The sequence below is a fragment of the Fictibacillus solisalsi genome, from assembly GCF_900103485.1.
GTDB lineage: Bacteria > Bacillota > Bacilli > Bacillales > Fictibacillaceae > Fictibacillus_C > Fictibacillus_C solisalsi.
The window spans coordinates 3005335-3023982 of record NZ_FNHW01000001.1 but is presented as its reverse complement, the minus strand read 5'-3'; the positions used below and the strand labels follow the sequence as shown (position 1 = coordinate 3023982).

Genomic DNA, 18648 nt, shown 5'->3' with positions numbered 1-18648 from the left:
GTTCGGAAATGTTCTATAACCTCAGTAAATTTATGGAACTTCAATACTGCTAACCTCCACCAGCCGAGTTTAAAAAGTTGAAATAGTGTGAATTTGGGTATAGCGTAAATGTAAATGAACAGGAAGGAGGGATCCTAACAACCTTGGAACAGGTAAATCCCAATTTTTCACTGATGAAGATGCTCGCTTTTTTTATCCCGCTGGGTTTCTCGGCGAGCCTGACGTCCATTACCCATGTGATTATCAACGGGACACTCGGCCGTGCGGACCATGCGGAAATTATTATTGCCAATTATGCGATTGCACTGTCCCTGTTTGGCATTATTGAACGTCCGGTTCTTGTTTTCAGGCAAACCTGCTCGGCACTGGTCAAAGGCAAAGCGTCATTTCAGGTGTTGTTCTCTGTCTTTGTGAAGGTGACGATTGCGATCTTTCTCGTTTGCGCCCTGATTGGATTTACACCGCTCGGAAATTGGATTTTTCTGGCGCTGTTTGATTCCGATCCTGCCACACTGAATCAGCTCTTTTCCACCTTCCGTATCATCGCCCTTGTGATTCTTTTTTCCGGGTTGCGCTGCCTCTATCAGGGAATCATCATCAATCACTACGAAACAAAGTGGATTACGGCCGGAGTTATTTTCCGTCTGGCAGGCATGCTGCTCATCTCGTTTAGCCTGGTCCATTTCGATTTGGTTCAATCCAGCTCGGCGGGCGCGCTCATTTTCTTGACAGGAATGGCGATCGAATGCGGGTTTAGTGTGTGGAGAGGGCGCACCATACTGGCAGAACAGGGAGAAATTGATGAACCGGAGCTAAAGAAAAAAGAAATTTATTCGTTTTATACGCCGCTCGTATTCTACCTGTCTTTTCAGACCGTTATCATCCCGATCATCTATGCGTTTCTTGGAAAAATCGAAAATGTTCATATCGGAATTGCCTCGTTTGCCCTTGCCTTCAGCATCACCAATCTCGTGTTAAGCTTTTTTATGTATACCCATCAGCTGGTGCTGCAGTTCTTCAAGAAAAACAGAAGAACTGTTATCAAATGTGTCGTGGTTTTCAGTCTTGTCCCTTCAATGCTTCTTTGCGTGCTTTGTTTTACACCGGTGGGGCTTTGGTTCATGAGCCATATAATGGGCACCAACGAAGCACTCGGGCGGGAATGTTTAAGTGTTTTGAAGTTTTTTATTATCAAAACATTGGTTTTTCCATGGGTGGATTTCCTGGGAGGCATCCTTATGCTGCAAAAAAGTACACGAAGCATGCTGAAACCTCAAATTTTGAACATCATTACCGTGTGTGTTTTTATCGTGCCATTGGTCTACTTCCTGCCTGATTTGAATGGCCGTGCAGGAGCCATTGCTGCTTCAATTGGTGAATTGGCGGGCTTGCTGGCGGTTTATCAAGTGGTCCGGAGGGTCACCCAACGAAAAAATCCTGATTCAGGAATGTCGGAATATTTTTAAAAAGGTATTGTGTTTGGAAAAGTGAAGTTGTACAATTAACCACGAGGAAAATGTTAACGTGAACATGTTATCTTTTTATGAAAGCGGTTTTTTTGGTGAATTCTCATCCGGGAAGCCGCTTTTCAAACCTTTTTATTGTTAGCGTTAACATTTTAGAAAATTAGGAAAGTTGGTGGAAGAATGGCAAAGTTTATGGATGAGAATTTTTTGCTCAAAAATGATATTGCAGTTACTTTGTACCACGATTATGCAAGCGAAATGCCGATTATCGATTATCACTGTCATTTGAGTCCGAAGGAAATCTATGAAAACAAGACCTTCAAAAATATCACCGATGCCTGGCTCTCCGGCGACCATTACAAGTGGCGCGTGATGAGGGAAAACGGCATCTCCGAAGAATTCGTAACCGGAGATGCACCAGATTACGAGAAATTCCTGGCTTGGTCCAGAACGGTTCCAATGGCGATCGGAAACCCGCTTTACAACTGGACACACCTTGAGCTTCAGCGCTTTTTTGGAATCTATGACATTTTAAATGAAAAAAGCGCACCGCAAATCTGGGAGAAGACAAATGAGTTGCTGGGCAGCGGATCATTCGGAGCAAGAGACTTGATCGTGAAATCCAATGTAAAAGTAATCTGCACAACCGATGATCCGACAGATTCCCTTGAATATCATTCTCTTTTGAAGGATGAAGCCGACTTTCCAGTAAGTATCTTGCCAGGGTTCCGTCCGGACAAAGGCCTAGAGATTAATAGAGATTCGTACCTTCCATGGGTAGAAAAGCTTGCAGAATCTGCTGAACGCAGCATTGAGACTTACGATGAATTTCTTGAAGCCCTTGAATCCAGAGTTCGTTTCTTCCACTCTTTAGGAGGACGTGTCTCAGATCACGCCATTGATTCCATGGGCTTTGAAGAAGCAGGCAAGGAGGAAGTGGCGGAGATTTTTGCAAACCGTCTTTCCGGGGGTACAGTATCTTTTCAGGAAGAAATCAAATACAAAACGTATACGCTTCGCTTTTTGGGTGAATTGTATGCAGAGTTGGACTGGGCCATGCAATTCCACATTAACGCCTTGCGTAACAACAACAGCAGAATGTTTAAAACCATCGGGCCGGATACCGGTTTTGATGCAATGAACGATGAAGGAATTGCAAAGCCGCTTGTTCAGCTGCTCGACTCGCTTGATGCAAACAACAAGCTGCCAAAAACGATTCTTTATTCCTTGAATCCGAATGATAACTATGTCATCGCAAGTATGATTAATAGTTTCCAGGATGGTGTAACACCAGGAAAGATTCAGCATGGAACAGCGTGGTGGTTCAATGATACGAAGGACGGCATGCTCGCACAAATGAAAGCGTTGTCCAACGTCGGTCTGTTCAGCCGGTTTATCGGAATGCTTACAGATTCCAGAAGTTTTCTTTCTTACACACGCCATGAATATTTCCGAAGAATCGTATGTAACCTGATTGGTGAATGGGTGGAAGACGGGGAAGTGCCAGAGGATCTCGAACTGCTTGGCAGCATTGTCCAGGGCATTTCCTACAACAATGCGAAAGAATATTTTCAGTTTCAAGCGAGTGAAGTAAACGTATAAGCAAAAAAAGATCCCCTGCTCAGCATAGAGGGCCAACAATATACTGGATGGGGATCTCTTAGAAAAACGATAGACTAGAAGTATATCGTACAAAAAAGGCAAGTTCAAATATAATCACAGAGGTGCGAAAATGAGTGCAGAACTGGCAAAAAAAGTCGTGCCAATGGAGACAGAAAAAAGACTGTCTCTAAAGGAAAAAGTGTCTTACGGTTTTGGTGATTTTGGCAACGGTTTCATGTTTGACCTCGGCCAAATCTATTTGTTAAAGTTCTTTACCGATGTGGCAGGCATTCCGGCAGCATTTGCGGGTACCATCTTTTTGGTCAGTAAGCTGTTCGCTGCCATTACTGACCCGATTGTCGGTTCTTCCATCGATTACAGGAAGAATATTGGGAGCCGCGGCAAATTCCGTCCTTACCTTTTGATTGGCAGTATGGTTCTTGCGCTGTTAACCATTTTGATCTTCCTCTCTCCGGATCTGTCAACCACCGGAAAGCTGGTTTATGCGTATGCTACCTATATGCTGTGGGGACTGGGCTACTCATTTGTTAACATACCGTACGGGTCACTAGGTGCAGCAATGACCCAGAATGCAGATGACCGAACATCCATTTCAACCTTCCGCCAGATCGGTTCTCTTGGCGCCTTGTTTATTACGAGTGTCGCTGTCATGCCGATTCTTGTGAAGTTTGATAACCCGAAAGTAGGCTATCCGGTGGTGATGGGGCTGTTTGCTGCCATCGGAGTGATCTGGTTTTATGTATGCTACCGAAATTGCAAGGAACGTGTCGTCGTTAAAGAAGCACCGAGAGAAAAGCTGACGTTTAAGTCTGTTATCAAAACGTTTGTGCAGAACAAGCCGTTGCTGACCCTCGTTCTGATGACGATTTTTTCGATCTCCGCCTACAACATTAAATCAGCCATGCTTGTGTATTTTGCACAGTATAATCTTGGAAACGTGGAACTTATGGCGTACATGAACTTTATCATTATCGGTTCGTCTTTCCTTGGCGTGGTGTTTCTGCCGAAGCTTGTAAAGATCTTTGGCAAGAAACAAACAGCCATGATTGGTTTTGGTATCAGTGTGGCGGCCGACCTGATCAACTTCTTGATTCCGTCCAATGTGTATATTTTTACGATTCTGGCAAGTATCGCATTTATCGGAATCAGTATTCCAAACGGCATCACCTGGGCGCTTGTCTCTGATATTATCGATTACGGAGAATGGAAGTCAGGCGAGCGTAAAGAAGCAACTACATATTCCCTGTTTAATTTTTCCCGCAAGCTGGCACAGTCATTATCCGGTTTTCTTTCTGGAATTGGCCTTGGGCTTGTGGGCTATGTGCCGAATGTAGCACAGACCGCAGGTGCTCTTATTGGAATCAAGGCACTGCTGCTTTTGTATCCTGCGCTTGCGCTTACACTGGCCATGATCATCATTGGTTTTATGTATAAGCTCACAGACAAACAGCATGCCGTGATTGTTAGGGAACTTCATCAAAGAAGTTAAAGTTTTTTGAAAACGGGACACATGCAGGTTTAGCTTTAGGGAGCGTACGTGTTAAACTATAGACAAAGATTGCAGTTCAAGGACTATGGCAAAAGGATGAAACAAGTATGGTAACAATAAAAGATATCGCTAAACTGGCTAATGTTTCTCATACAACAGTGTCAAGAGCGCTTAATAATAGTCCTTACATTAAGGAACCAACCAAGCGGAGAATTCTTGAAATCGCTTCCCAGCTCAACTATACGCCCAACTACAATGCCAAGAACCTGGTGATGCAGAAGTCGCATACGGTCGGCCTTTTTTTCACAAGCATCACAAACGGAACATCACCGATCTTTCTGGCAGATACGATCAAAGGGGTAAACAGTGTGATCGGGCAGGAATTCAACCTGTTCGTCCGGGGAATCGATGATTACGATGACTTTTCTTCCATAAATAATATGAGGTTTGACGGTATCATTTTAATGAGCCAGAGTGAGATCGACAACACCTTCATTTATCATGTCATGCAAAAGAAGATTCCTCTTGTTGTTCTTAACCGGGAGATACAGGAACAAGGCTTGATCAATCTGCTCTCCAATGACCAGGTGGGGGCCAGGCAGGCGGTTGAACATTTAATTGCCAATGGACATAAAGACATTGCTTTAATTGAGGGGAAAAGAGGATTCAAATCGGCACAGGCCCGCAAGGACGGGTATATGGCTGCACTCATTGAAAATGAGCTTTTGATTCATAAGGAGTATCAGGTGGAGGGCCATTATGATATGCAGAGCGGGTACACAGCGATGAATCAATTGCTGGACCTGGACCGTCCCCCCACCGCAGTGTTCTGTTCCAATGATGATATGGCTATCGGAGCCATGAATGCCGTATTTGCCAGGGGCTTGAGGGTACCTGATGATATATCAATCGTCGGTTTTGATGATATTGGCTTCGCCCAATACACTACACCAAGACTCACTACCGTAAAACGCCCCGTTGAAAAAATCAGCATAGAAGGGGCAAAGCGGCTACTGGCCGCCATCAGCCAGACCCCTGGGCAGGGTGTCAAGCTGTACGAAAACACATCATTAATCGTCAGGGATTCAGTAAAGGAACTAAAAGAGGATGCAAGGTAAGATTCTTCATTGATGAAGTTGGTTGTAGTGTAAGATGGGAGACTCCTGCAGGATTAGCGGGACAGGTGAGACTAAGGCAGGTAAAGGAGGCGTTGCGTTTACGCCGGTAGAGGAGGCGTTTACGTTTACGCCGGTAGAGGAGGCGTTTACGTTTACGCCGGTAGAGGAGGCGTTTACGTTTACGCCGGTAAAGAAGGCGTTGCATTTACGCCGGTAAAGGAGGCGTTTACGTTTACGCCGGTAAAGGAGGCGTTTACGCCGGTAACAGGCTCACCGCCCGCCCTGCGGAAAGCGAGCAATCTGGAACGGAAACCAACCACTTTCAAAAGCAACAAAGCCAAAAGATAAACGCCCGTTTAAACCTAAACGGGCCTTTTTTTAAAATATATTGTTCACGTGTGCAAAAAAAGACAATAGGAGGGGTTGGATTGGAAACATTAAATCGAAGCATTACCGGGGTTGTAAACCGCTATCCCGAGAAGGTGCTGCAGTTTGGAGAAGGCAACTTTTTGAGAGCGTTTGCGGACTGGCAGATTCAGGAGATGAACGAAAAAGCAGACTTTAATGGCAGCGTTGTCGTTGTCCAGCCGAGAGGGTCTGGCAAGATTGAGCGCCTGAACCGGCAGGATGGCCTTTTCACCCTTTATCTTCAAGGGATTAAAGAGGGCCATGAAGTTAATGAACACCTCGTGGTAGATTCCATCAGCCGCGGCATCAACCTTGATCAGGACTATGACCAATATTTGAAGCTTGCGGAAAGTGACAAGCTGCGGTTTGTCATCTCCAACACAACAGAAGCTGGGATCCGGTTTAACGAGAATGCGAGATTGGAAGATCGTCCGCAGGAAGGGTTTCCGGCGAAATTGACCGCTTTTCTTTATCATCGGTTTCAAAGGTTCAACGGGGACTTTTCCATGGGCTGTGTGTTGATTCCATGCGAATTGATCGAAAACAACGGGCCGGAGCTGAAAAAAGTCGTGCTGCAGTATGCGAAGCACTGGAACCTGGAACCTGCATTTGTGGAATGGCTTCATGAGGCCAACACGTTTTGCTCGAGTCTTGTAGACCGGATCGTACCGGGGTATCCAAAAGACTCAGATGATGAAAAAGAAGCAGAGCTGGGATACCGCGATGAACTCATGGTGGTGTCTGAGCAATATTATCTTTTTGTGATTGAGGGGCCAGAGTGGCTAAAGAATGAGCTTCCATTTCAAAAAGCAGGATTGAACAGCTTCATCGTGGATGACCTCACCGCCTACCGTGAACGCAAGGTGCGGATTTTAAACGGTGCCCATACAGCCATGCTTCCTGTTTGCTATTTGTACGGATTGGATACCGTGTCACAGTCAGTAAATGATGAGGTAACCGGAGCATTCGTTAAAGAGCTGATCGCAGAAGAAATCATCCCGGCGATGAAGTACAGCGAGGAAGAGATGAAGGCTTACGCCCAAGATGTTTTGGAGCGCTTTAGAAATCCGTACATTCACCATTTTTTAAGTTCACTTGCACTTAATGCGGTTTCAAAGTTTAATGCGCGTAATGTTCCGACCCTGGTGGATTATGTGAAAAAGAAGCAAGAGCTGCCGCAGCGTATCACGTTTTCTCTCAGCGCCCTTTTCTACTTTTATAAAGGAAAAAGAGGAGAGGAAGACATTCCGCTGGATGACAGTCCTGAAATTATAGAAGAATTTAAAGAGCTTTGGCAGAAAGTTGACAGTAAAGAATTGCAGTTGACTGCTTTCGTTCAGAACATCCTTTCTAAAGAGCAGTGGTGGGGAAGAGATCTTTCGTCCATTTCCGGGCTGACCACAGCGGTCGCCGAACATTTAAAACTCATTGAAGACAAAGGGATGAAGGCTGCACTTCTCGAAGTCAATGCTGCCTTCACCAAATAAAGGAGTGGTATCATGAAGGACTATTTGCAAATTCATGAAAATGATAATGTTATCTTGGCTCTACGTGATTTGAAAGAGGGAATGATGCTGACCGCAGAAGGAAAAGAAGTGGTGTTAAAGAGGGATGTGGGCCGGGGCCATAAGGTGGCACTTACCGATCTTCCTGCCAACAGCGATGTGATCAAATACGGTTATCCTATCGGCCATGTGACTGAAGCGGTGAAAGCGGGAGAATGGGTGCATACCCACAACACGAAAACCAACCTGTCTGGAACCGAGGAGTATGAGTATCATCCAAAGAAAACAGAGCTGGCCTATCCAAAAGTAAATCTGACGTTTCAAGGCTACCGCCGGGAAAACGGCAAAGTGGGCATCCGCAATGAGTTATGGATTGTTCCCACCGTAGGGTGCGTTAACGGCATTGCAGAAAAAATCATTAAGCGCTTTGAAAAGGAAGTCGGGGACATCGCACCTTTTGATAACGTGCTCGTACTGAAGCACAGCTATGGCTGCTCCCAGCTCGGGGATGACCATGAAAACACAAGGCAAATTCTAATCGATGCTGTGAACCATCCAAACGCAGGAGGAATTCTTGTGCTGGGCCTTGGCTGCGAAAATAATGAACTGCCTGCCTTTAAAGAAGCACTTGGACCAATCAATGAAGACCGCATCAAATTTTTGGTGTCACAGGAAGTTTCAGATGAAATTGAAGCTGGCGTCGAGCTGGTCAAAGAAATCCATGCAGCAGCTCAGGAAGACCGGCGCGAAGAGGTTCCGGTTTCAGAATTGAAGATCGGCTTGAAGTGCGGCGGATCGGATGGCTTTTCCGGCATTACAGCCAATCCTCTCCTTGGACGGTTTTCAGACTATTTGGTTTCACAGGGAGGCACGACCGTATTAACCGAAGTTCCGGAAATGTTTGGTGCCGAAAAGTTATTGATGGAACGGGCGCAGGACGAAGAGGTTTTCCACAAAATCGAGCATCTGGTGAATGATTTTAAAGACTATTTTCTACAGCACAATCAGCCGGTCTATGAAAATCCATCCCCAGGCAATAAAGCTGGCGGTATTACGACATTGGAGGACAAGTCGCTTGGATGCACCCAAAAAGCCGGAACATCCACTGTTGTGGATGTGCTGAAATATGGAGAAGTATTAAAGAACAATGGATTAAACTTATTGAGCGCACCAGGCAATGACCTGATTGCTTCAACGGCGCTGGCTGCTGCAGGTTGTCATATGGTTCTTTTCACCACCGGTCGTGGAACGCCGTTTGGAACATTCGTGCCAACCATGAAGATTTCGACCAATACTCAATTGTTTCAAACCAAGCCGCACTGGATTGATTACAACGCAGGAACGCTCCTTGATGACGATGTTTCGAGCGAAGAAGTGACAAAGGATTTTCTTCACTATGTCATCAAAGTGGCAAGCGGTGAACAAGTAAATAACGAGAAAAATGACTTCAGAGAAATTTCCATCTTTAAGTCAGGTGTAACACTTTAATCATAGGAAGGGGTCGGTTAGATATGAAGGGAATCATTTGCAAAGAACCAAATGTTTTTAAACAAATTGAGGTGGAAATGCCCGTGCCCAGGGAAGGAGAGGCATTGCTGAGGATTCGACGAGTTGGCATCTGCGGCACGGATCTGCATGCATTCAGCGGAAACCAACCGTATTTCACCTATCCCCGCATCCTTGGACATGAGCTTTCCGGTGTGATTGAAACCATCGGCGCCAACCCATTTGGCTATAAGGAAGGCGATCAGGTAAGCATTATTCCTTATCTGGAATGCGGCACATGTGTGGCCTGCAGAACCGGCAAAACCAACTGCTGCACAGATATGAAAGTGCTGGGGTCCATGCGGATGGCGGTATGAGAGAATGGATGGCTGTTCCGGTCGATCATCTGATCAATACGGATGGGATGAGCCTGGATGAGGCAGCTATGATTGAGCCTTTAAGCATTGGCGCGCATGCGGTAAGGCGCTCCCGATTGAGAAAAGGCGAGAATGTGCTCGTGATCGGGGCAGGGCCGATTGGTCTTGGCGTTATGGCGTTTGCCAAAGCGGAAGGTGCCCGGGTCCTTGCCATGGATCTTGATGCTGAGCGGTTAAACTTTTGCCAAAAGTGGGCGGATGTTGATGGGATTGTAGATGCAGCAGATCAGCCAATCGAAAAACTGATGGAGCTGACAAACGGAGAACTTCCGACTGTTGTTCTCGATGCTACAGGCAACGCACGGTCTATGATGAGTGCGTTTAATTATGCGGCTCATGGCGGAACCCTCGTGTATGTAGGATTGGTGAAGAGTGACCTGACCTTTTCAGATCCTGATTTTCATAAAAAGGAACTGACTCTGATGGGAAGCAGAAATGCCACACGGGAAGATTTTGAAAAGGTACTGAACACGGTAAAAAGCGGGGAAGTGGATCTGAAGCCATACATTACGCACCGCTCAAATCTGGATCAAATGATCTCTGATTTTGAGGGCTGGCTCAAGCCGGAATCTAAAGTGATTAAAGCGATTGTCGAATTTTAAACAGATTTTTTAAAATTAATAGTTTTTTTGTCTTGCGTTTGTAAGGGTTTTCATATACGATGTTACTAAACCGGTTTACCAAACCGATTTAGTTCGGTTATCTGTGAAACAGCCCTTACATTTTGCATTATTTTAAAAGGCTCTTTTCTAACAGTTGGTTGCAATGGGAATTCTTCATGACAAGTTGATTGTAGTGCAAGGTGCCAGACTCCTTAGGGAAAAGCGGGACAGATGAGACCCTGGAGGCGCTCGCGCCGTTACCCCAGGAGCTTGCGACGAGAAAGTAGGCGTTTACGCCGGTAAGGCTCAGCGCCCGCCCTAGGAAAGCGAGCATCCTGTAACGAAAATCAACCGCTTCCATGGACGACTAAGAATAGAGAAAAAGCCCAAAGAAAAGAAAGGGGTAGGATTGTGCCAGAACAGTTTGGGATTTTAACCATGGGAGATGCGATGATTACGCTGAACCCTGCGACAACAGGGCCGTTGCGCTTTGTTGCCAATTTTGAACGAAAAGTAGGAGGAGCAGAACTCAATTTCGCGATCGGCTGTGCAAGGCTGGACCTTCGCTCCAAATGGATCAGCCGCCTTGGGAAAGATGAATTCGGCCGTGTTATTTACAATTTTGCCAAGGGAGAAGGCGTGGACATGACCGATGTGGCTTATGTTGAAGGCCATCCCACTTCACTGAACATAAAAGAAATCCGTGAAGACGGATCCGGCAAAACGTTTTACTATCGATACCATTCTCCGGTGCTGACGATGGAACCGGAAGACATCACAGAGGAGATGTTCAAGGACATTCACATTGTTCATCTCACCGGTGTGTTTATGGCGATTGACCGCAAGAATCTGGATATCGTCCATCGCGTACTGTCCATTGCCAAAGAAAAAGGAATCCTAGTTTCCTTCGATCCGAATATCCGCCTGAAGCTGTGGAGTATTGAGGATGCCCGGGCGGCTTACCATGATGTGTTCCCTTATGTGGATATTCTCTTAACCGGCCGGGATGAAATCAAAAGCATTATCGGTACAGATGATGACAAAGAACTGGCAGATTTCGCCCAGCGCTATTCCATCAGCCAGCTGGTGATCAAAGACGGCGGTGAAGGTTCGGCGCTATACATCGATGGACAATGGGTCCGTAAAGAAGCTTTTTCCGTTACGCCGGTAGATACAGTAGGCGCAGGAGATGGCTTTGATGCGGGTTACCTGTACAGTTACCTTCATGAGTTTGAACCGGCAAAACGGCTCGAGTTCGCCAATGCGGTTGGTGCACTGGTTACGACCGTATCAGGAGATAATGAGGGACTGCCGCTCCTGGAAGAAGTGTTGTCCTTTGTAAACCAAGAAGAAGTTGTTGAACGATAGGGAGGAAGAATAATGGCAACTATAACATTGTCAGCGCAGGAAGCAAAAGAACTGGTAAAACAAAAGCTGGTGGATGCCAGGCTGAACGAAAAGGATGCCGAAAAAGTGGCGGATGTTCTTGTCCACGCGGACCTCAGAAATGTGAATTCGCATGGTGTATTGCGGACGGAGCATTATGTGAGCCGTCTGAAGATGGGAAGCATCAATCCGGATGCGAAGCCTGTGTTTAACGAAACAGGACCGGTAACCGGGGTATTGGATGGAGACGATGGATTCGGTCATGTGATTGCTGATATCGCTATGGAGCATGCGATGGATATGGCGAAAAAAAATGGTGTAGGCATGGTAACCGCCATGAACAGCAGCCATTGCGGTGCACTCAGTTATTTCGTGCAAAAAGCAGCCGAAGAGAAATTAATTGGCATTGCCATGACACACACCGACAGCATTGTGGTTCCGTTTGGAGGAAAATCCTCTTTTCTTGGAACAAACCCAATCGCCTATGGTGTACCGGCCAAGGAGAAGAAACCATTTATTTTGGATATGGCTACCTCGAACGTTGCGTTCGGAAAGATCCTTCAGGCGCGTGAAGAAGGAAAAGAAATACCTGAGGGATGGGGAGTGGACGAACATGGTGTGCCTGCTACTGATCCGCATCAAGTCGTTTCTCTTTCAACGTTCGGCGGCCCGAAAGGCTACGGACTTTCTGTGATTGTTGATGTTTTCTCAGGTCTTTTGGCAGGTGCCGCCTTCGGCCCGCATATCAGCCGGATGTATGAAAATTTAGATCAAAAAAGAAAACTTGGACATTACTTCTGTGCCATCAATCCATCATTTTTTACAGACAGAGACGCATTTCTAGAACAAATGGATGCAATGATGGAGGAACTGCAGCAGGTTCCGCCTGCACCAGGCTTTGATCGAGTATATGTACCAGGAGAAATAGAACAGCTTCACGAGGAGAGAAACGTAAAGAACGGGATTACGATTGCACAGCCAGTGTATGAATTCTTGAAAAGCAGGTGAGGAAAATGAAAGCGGTTCAAGTACGGAAAGCGCATGACCTCGTCACAGAGGAAATCGAAAAGCCAGTCATTGTAAACGATAATGACGTTCTGGTCAAAGTAAAGCGGGTAGGTATCTGCGGATCGGACATGCATATTTATCATGGTACAAACCCTCTCGCTACACTTCCACGTGTGATTGGCCACGAAGTGACTGGCCAGGTGGAAGAAGTGGGCGCGGCAGTTAAGCATCTTCAGCCTGGAGACCACGTGGTGGTAGAGCCGATTTCGTATTGCGGAACATGCTATGCATGCCGCAAAGGACGGCCAAATGTTTGCTTATCCCTTTCTGTTTTCGGCGTTCATGAGGATGGAGGCATGAGGGAATACCTGGTGCTGCCCGAAAAACAGCTGCATGCGGTATCAGCAGAACTGCCTTGGGAAGAAACGGTGATGGCTGAGCCTTATACCATTGGCGCGCAGGCAGTCTGGAGAGGCCAGGTGGGAGAAGGCGACACGGTTCTTATTCAGGGAGCAGGACCAATTGGAATTTGTATTTTGAAAATGGCAAAGCTGAAGGGCGCGTCTGTCATGGTGACCGACCTGAATGAAGAGCGGCTGGTATTTGCGAAAGAAAACGGTGCAGATGTAACGGTCAATGTTCAGCAGGAGGATGTGCTGGCGCGGGTTCAGGAATGGACTGACAATGAGGGAGCTAATGTCGTTATCGATGCGGTTTGCCTTCCATCGACGTTTAAATTATCCGTTGATGCGGTTTGTCCTGCAGGAAATGTGGTCGTTCTAGGCTTTGATGAAAAAGAAGCGGGAATCTCTCAGCTTCCGATTACGAAAAAGGAAGTAACGATTACCGGTTCCAGACTGCAGACCAACCAGTTTCCGAGAGTCGTAGAATTATTGAATAATGGAAAGCTTACACATGACGGGCTTGTGACCCATACATTTTCGGTAAATGAGGTTCAAGACGCCTTCCGGTTTGTTGAAGAGCATCCGGATCAGGTGCGCAAGGCGATTATTACGTTTGATTAAAGGAGGAAAGAGCATGCTGCCAAAGTATTCAGTGTATCAAGAGTTGATGGACGCAAAAGTGGTTGCGGTTGTCCGCGGACAAAACGGCCACGAAGCCATTCAGGTATCAAAAGCAGCCGTTGAAGGCGGAATTACCGCTATTGAACTGACCTATACCACTCCGGAAGTGGAGGAAGTGTTTAAAGAACTGCGCCACATGAATGTGCTTTTGGGTGCAGGTTCAGTAATGGATCCTGAAACGGCAAGACACGCCATTTTATCCGGAGCGAAATTTATCGTAAGCTCCCATTTTGTAAAAGAGATCGCAGCACTTTGTAACCGCTACAGTGTTCCGTATCTGCCAGGGTGCATGAACATTTCCGACATGGCGCTCGCCCTTGAAGCAGGATGCGATGTGCTGAAGCTTTTCCCGGCCAATACATTTGACCCGTCATTTATCAAATCTGTAAATGGCCCTCTCCCTAATGTCCGCATCATGCCAACAGGCGGAATTTCATTGAAAAATATGAACGACTGGCTGGATGCCGGTGCTGTGGCTGTCGGAGTAGGCAGTGATTTAACGAAAGCCTTCCAGAAGGGCGGATATGATGAAGCGGTATCGTTAAGCAGAGAGTATATCGCAAAAATGAATCAACGTACGGAGGTGTAACATGAATATTACGTTTCGATGGTACGGGCGGGACAATGATACCGTAACAATGGAGCATATCAAGCAAATTCCTAACGTGAAGGGAATTGTTTGGGCCCTGCACCAAAAGCCTGTAGGTGAAGTGTGGGAAAAGGATGAGATTAAAGAAGAAGTAGAGTACATTCAGAGCCATGGCTTTCATACCGATGTCGTGGAAAGTGTGAACGTCCATGAGTCCATAAAACTCGGAAACAGTGAACGCGATCGCTACATTGAAAATTACAAACAGACGATTCGCAATCTCTCTGAATTTGGTGTAAAGGTCATCTGCTACAACTTTATGCCGGTCTTCGACTGGACACGGACGGACATGTACCGTCCGCTGGAGGATGGTTCAACGGCTTTGTTTTTTGAAAAAGCAAAAGTTGAAAATCTCGATCCAGAAGAGCTGATCCGTACAGTGGCAGAATCGTCAGACCTTACGCTTCCGGGCTGGGAGCCTGAAAAGATGGCACGGATTAAAGAGCTTTTTGAAGCCTATAAAGAAGTTGATGAAGAGAAACTTTGGGATAACCTGAAGATCTTCCTGGATGAAATTTTGCCGGTAGCTGAGGCACATGGCATTCAAATGGCCATCCATCCGGATGATCCGCCATGGTCTATCTTCGGATTGCCGCGCATCATTACAGGAGCAGAAAGCTATGAACGTTTGCGGGCGATCTCCGATTCACCGGCGAACGGTATTACAATGTGTACAGGTTCCATGGGGGCCAATCCTGCCAATGACATGGTCAATATTGCCAGGAAGTATGCAAATATCGCTCCGTTTTCACATATCCGAAATGTGAAGATTTTTGATAACGGAGATTTCGTGGAAACGTCCCACCTGACAACGGACGGCTCCATCAATGTTCAGGGGGTGGTCGAAGAACTGCACAAGCAGGACTACAAAGGATATGTACGTCCCGATCACGGACGCCATATCTGGGGTGAGCAATGCCGTCCTGGCTATGGACTGTACGACCGGGCTCTCGGGATCATGTATTTAAACGGCCTGTGGGACGCCTATGTCACGGCAGCGAAAAAAGAGGTGGAAGTATGATCCCGGTCCATGAAAATCTCAATGGCAAAACAGCCGTAATTACCGGCGGAAGCGGAGTGCTGTGTTCCGAGATGGCCCGAGAGCTTGCCCGTCATGGTGTTAAGGTGGCTGTACTGAACCGCACTGCGGAAAAAGGTAAAGATGTGGTGGATGAAATTGTTAAGGCAGGCGGAACGGCTCTTTCGGTTTCTGCTGATGTGCTGAACCGTGAGTCTCTGGAGAAAGCAAAAGAGGAAGTCCTGAGCCAGTTCGGCTCCGTCGATCTGCTGATCAATGGGGCAGGAGGCAACCATCCTGACGCTATTACGGACGTGGAAACCTATGAAGAGGAAGGGCAAGGAAAATCCTTTTTCGATATGGATGAGAACGGGTTTTCAAGAGTGTTTGCGACAAATTTTACAGGCTCATTCCTTGCCTCCCAGGTCTTCGGAAAAGACCTGTTGAAATCAGAATCACCTGCCATCATCAACATTTCGTCCATGAGTGCGTATTCTCCTATGACCAAGGTTCCGGCCTATAGCGCAGCAAAAGCGTCCATTAACAACTTTACGATGTGGATGGCGGTTCATTTTGCGGAAACGGGCCTCCGGGTCAATGCAATTGCACCAGGGTTCTTTTTAACCAAACAGAACCGGGACCTGCTTCTTAAGGAAGATGGCAGCTATACGGACCGATCGAACAAAATCATCACAGGCACACCGATGAAGAGGTTTGGAAAGCCGGAAGATCTGCTCGGCACGCTGCTTTGGCTTGCAGATGAGTCGTATTCTGGATTTGTTACAGGCATTACCGTCCCTGTTGATGGAGGATTTATGGCATATTCCGGCGTCTGACCGGTTATGCTGTTTTCTCCGGCTGATTGTAAAGCGCTTACAGGTCGCTTATACTAGTGAAATATGACGAATTAGACGGGGATGACACAATGAAAACCATTACGATTGCAGACGTAGCCAGACATGCCAACGTTTCCAAAAGCACGGTTTCACAATTTTTAAACCAGCGCTTTGATTATATGAGTGAAAAAACAAAACGAAAAATTGAAGCAACCATTAAGGAGTTGAATTACCAGCCGAACTTCGTTGCCCGCAGCCTGAAGCAGAAATCAACCTTTACAGTGGGTGTGGTGGTCGCCAACATCCTGCATACCTTTTCCACGCAGGTGATCCGGGCCATTGAAGACTATTTTCATGAACAGGGCTTTCACATTATTGTCTGCAATGCAGATGATGAGCCGGCAAAGGAAAAGAAGTACATTGAAATGCTTCGTGCCAAACAGGTAGACGGAATTATCATTTTTCCGACAGGTGAAAACCGGGCTTTATATGAAAAGATGAAGCAGGATCGTTTTCCGATCGTGTTTATGGACCGGACGATTGAGGACCTTGAAATATCAACGGTGATGCTCGATAACCATGCCGCGGCCAAATTGGCTGTAGACCGTTTTGTTGACCATGGGCTGGACAGGATTGCCATCGTAACAACGTCCATTATCCGCAACATCAGCCCGAGGGTGGAACGGATTGAAGGATACAAAAGGGCGATGGAAAATCGCGGTCTTCCTATTCGGGAGGAGTACATTAAAACAGCGGATGTTGGCCAAATCTCAGAAGTGCTTTCGGAACTGTATTCTTTGCCCGAGCCGCCGCAAGCGATTTTGGCAGGCAATGATATCGTTCTCGTTGAGGTATTGAAGTTCATGAAGGAAAAGGATATTGCGATACCTGGGGATACCTCCGTTATCGGAATTGACGACGTTTCCTTTGCCAGCTTCTTTACTCCGCCGGTAACGACAATCGCCCAGCCGGCTGTGGAAATGGCAAAACAGGCCGGAAATATTCTTTTTAATCAGATTAAAAACAGTGAGCAGGCAGAGCAATGGATGTACCGTTATGAGCCGACACTTATTTCAAGACATTCAGGATAAAAAGGATAACTTTTTCTGTAAAAATAAACCGGTTTACCCCGGTTTGCTTTCAACAGTCAGAAGATTCACACACAGTATAGGGGAGGGTTTTTAGATGTTTACAAAAGAAAGGCTTCCAGTTATTCTCTTATTATTTTTAGCCGGAGTCATAAATTATTTGGACCGTTCAGCATTATCCATTGCAGCGCCATTTATTCAGGATGATCTGACACTGTCTGCCACACAAATGGGTCTGATTTTTAGTAGTTTCTCGGTAGGTTACGCGATTTTTAACTTTTTGGGCGGAATGGCATCTGACCGTTATGGGGCAAAAATGACCCTTTTTGTGGCCATGATTGTCTGGTCCTTGTTTAGCGGCGCGGTTGCGCTTGCTTTCGGATTTGTCAGCTTGATGATCATCCGTATCTTGTTCGGAATGGGAGAAGGCCCGCTTTCGGCCACTATCAATAAGATGGTCAATAACTGGTTTCCCCCGACCCAGCGTGCTTCTGCTATCGGATTGACGAACAGCGGTACCCCGCTTGGCGGAGCAATCTCCGGGCCAATCGTTGGTATGATCGCGGTCGCCTTCAGCTGGAAGGTTTCCTTCGTGCTGATTATGATCATCGGTTTAGTCTGGGCGATCTGCTGGTTCAAGTTTGTCAAAGACAAGCCGGCGAAGCGCATGGGCGATGCTCCTGCCATGAAAACGGAAGTGGCTCCTAAAGAGAAAATTCCGTTAACGTTCTATCTTAAACAGAAAACGGTGCTCTTTACTGCCTTTGCTTTCTTTGCTTACAATTACATTCTTTTCTTTTTCCTTACCTGGTTTCCGAGCTATCTCGTGGAAGAACGGGGCTTAAGTGTAAAATCAATGAGTGTGATCACCGTCATTCCTTGGATCTTAGGATTTATCGGCCTCGCAGCTGGCGGATTTGTATCCGACTATGTGTTCAAGAAAGTCGCCAGAAAAGGCGTGCTGTTCTCACGTAAAGTTGTTCTTGTTTCCTGTTTGTTCGCTTCTGCTGTTTGTATCGGATTTGCAGGATTGGTTACCACGACAGTAAGTGCTGTAACTTTGGTAGCGCTTTCTGTGTTCTTTCTGTATTTGACGGGAGCCATCTACTGGGCGATCGTCCAGGATGTGGTCGATCAGCAGAATGTTGGTTCCGTTGGTGGTTTCATGCACTTTTTGGCCAACACAGCAGGAATCATAGGGCCTGCACTAACCGGTTTTATTGTGGACAAGACAGGAACATTCTCAGGTGCCTTCCTGCTTGCCGGCGGCCTTGCTATATTTGCATCCCTTGCGGTTATCCGCTTTGTCCGTCCTATTATTGTGAAGAAATCGGAAGTGAACGTACAAGATACGGTAACTTATTAATTAGTGGAATCGATAGTACCCGGACTCCTTGGAATGGAGTCCGGGTTTTTATTTGTGTTTGTAAAAAGGGATTTATCTG

17 protein-coding genes are annotated in these 18648 nt (G+C 46.5%); all 17 read left to right on the top strand.

Annotated features, from left to right (window positions below):
• The first annotated feature begins 143 nt into the window (after positions 1-143).
• Positions 144-1466 (top strand): hypothetical protein, encoded by a 1323-nt coding sequence (locus BLT53_RS15315; RefSeq protein WP_090236017.1) that lies wholly within the window; start codon positions 144-146, stop codon positions 1464-1466.
• 180 nt (positions 1467-1646) lie between these two features.
• Positions 1647-3068 carry a glucuronate isomerase gene (uxaC, locus tag BLT53_RS15310; protein WP_090236016.1) on the top strand — a complete coding sequence of 474 codons (1422 nt, stop codon included), beginning with the start codon at positions 1647-1649 and terminating at the stop codon, positions 3066-3068.
• Between the two features lie 130 nt (positions 3069-3198).
• Entirely contained in the window at positions 3199-4578 is a 1380-nt protein-coding gene (locus tag BLT53_RS15305; protein WP_090236015.1) for an MFS transporter, read from the top strand.
• 107 nt (positions 4579-4685) lie between these two features.
• Positions 4686-5696: a LacI family DNA-binding transcriptional regulator gene (locus BLT53_RS15300; RefSeq protein ID WP_090236013.1), complete on the top strand. Its 1011-nt coding sequence runs from the start codon at positions 4686-4688 to the stop codon at positions 5694-5696.
• A 34-nt stretch (positions 5697-5730) separates the two neighbouring features.
• Positions 5731-5913 (top strand): hypothetical protein, encoded by a 183-nt coding sequence (locus BLT53_RS24745; protein WP_139168414.1) that lies wholly within the window; start codon positions 5731-5733, stop codon positions 5911-5913.
• 211 nt (positions 5914-6124) lie between these two features.
• Positions 6125-7591 carry a tagaturonate reductase gene (locus tag BLT53_RS15295; protein WP_090236012.1) on the top strand — a complete coding sequence of 489 codons (1467 nt, stop codon included), beginning with the start codon at positions 6125-6127 and terminating at the stop codon, positions 7589-7591.
• A 12-nt stretch (positions 7592-7603) separates the two neighbouring features.
• Complete coding sequence (locus BLT53_RS15290) at positions 7604-9097, top strand: UxaA family hydrolase (protein WP_090236011.1); 1494 nt, start codon at positions 7604-7606, stop codon at positions 9095-9097.
• 23 nt (positions 9098-9120) lie between these two features.
• A complete protein-coding gene (locus BLT53_RS25725; protein WP_342027862.1) occupies positions 9121-9471 on the top strand; it encodes an alcohol dehydrogenase catalytic domain-containing protein in 351 nt (116 codons plus the stop codon).
• Positions 9468-10133, top strand: a complete 666-nt coding sequence (locus BLT53_RS15285) for a zinc-binding dehydrogenase (RefSeq protein ID WP_342027861.1) — start codon at positions 9468-9470, stop codon at positions 10131-10133. The genes BLT53_RS25725 and BLT53_RS15285 overlap by 4 nt, the downstream gene beginning before the upstream one ends.
• Positions 10134-10571: 438 nt before the next feature.
• A complete protein-coding gene (locus BLT53_RS15280; RefSeq protein ID WP_425284707.1) occupies positions 10572-11501 on the top strand; it encodes a sugar kinase in 930 nt (309 codons plus the stop codon).
• A gap of 12 nt (positions 11502-11513) precedes the next feature.
• On the top strand, positions 11514-12527 hold the full coding sequence (gene allD / locus BLT53_RS15275; RefSeq protein ID WP_090236008.1) for an ureidoglycolate dehydrogenase: 1014 nt from the start codon (positions 11514-11516) through the stop codon (positions 12525-12527).
• A gap of 5 nt (positions 12528-12532) precedes the next feature.
• On the top strand, positions 12533-13552 hold the full coding sequence (locus BLT53_RS15270; RefSeq protein WP_090236007.1) for a zinc-binding alcohol dehydrogenase family protein: 1020 nt from the start codon (positions 12533-12535) through the stop codon (positions 13550-13552).
• A 13-nt stretch (positions 13553-13565) separates the two neighbouring features.
• Positions 13566-14201: a bifunctional 2-keto-4-hydroxyglutarate aldolase/2-keto-3-deoxy-6-phosphogluconate aldolase gene (locus BLT53_RS15265; RefSeq protein ID WP_090236006.1), complete on the top strand. Its 636-nt coding sequence runs from the start codon at positions 13566-13568 to the stop codon at positions 14199-14201.
• A gap of 1 nt (position 14202) precedes the next feature.
• Positions 14203-15282, top strand: coding sequence for a mannonate dehydratase (uxuA, locus tag BLT53_RS15260; RefSeq protein ID WP_090236005.1), 1080 nt, complete (start codon positions 14203-14205; stop codon positions 15280-15282).
• Complete coding sequence (locus BLT53_RS15255; RefSeq protein WP_090236004.1) at positions 15279-16115, top strand: SDR family oxidoreductase; 837 nt, start codon at positions 15279-15281, stop codon at positions 16113-16115. The genes uxuA and BLT53_RS15255 overlap by 4 nt, the downstream gene beginning before the upstream one ends.
• An 89-nt stretch (positions 16116-16204) precedes the next feature.
• Positions 16205-17206 (top strand): substrate-binding domain-containing protein, encoded by a 1002-nt coding sequence (locus tag BLT53_RS15250; protein ID WP_090236002.1) that lies wholly within the window; start codon positions 16205-16207, stop codon positions 17204-17206.
• Positions 17207-17300: 94 nt separating this feature from the next.
• Positions 17301-18569: an MFS transporter gene (locus BLT53_RS15245; RefSeq protein ID WP_090236001.1), complete on the top strand. Its 1269-nt coding sequence runs from the start codon at positions 17301-17303 to the stop codon at positions 18567-18569.
• The last annotated feature ends 79 nt before the right edge of the window (positions 18570-18648 follow it).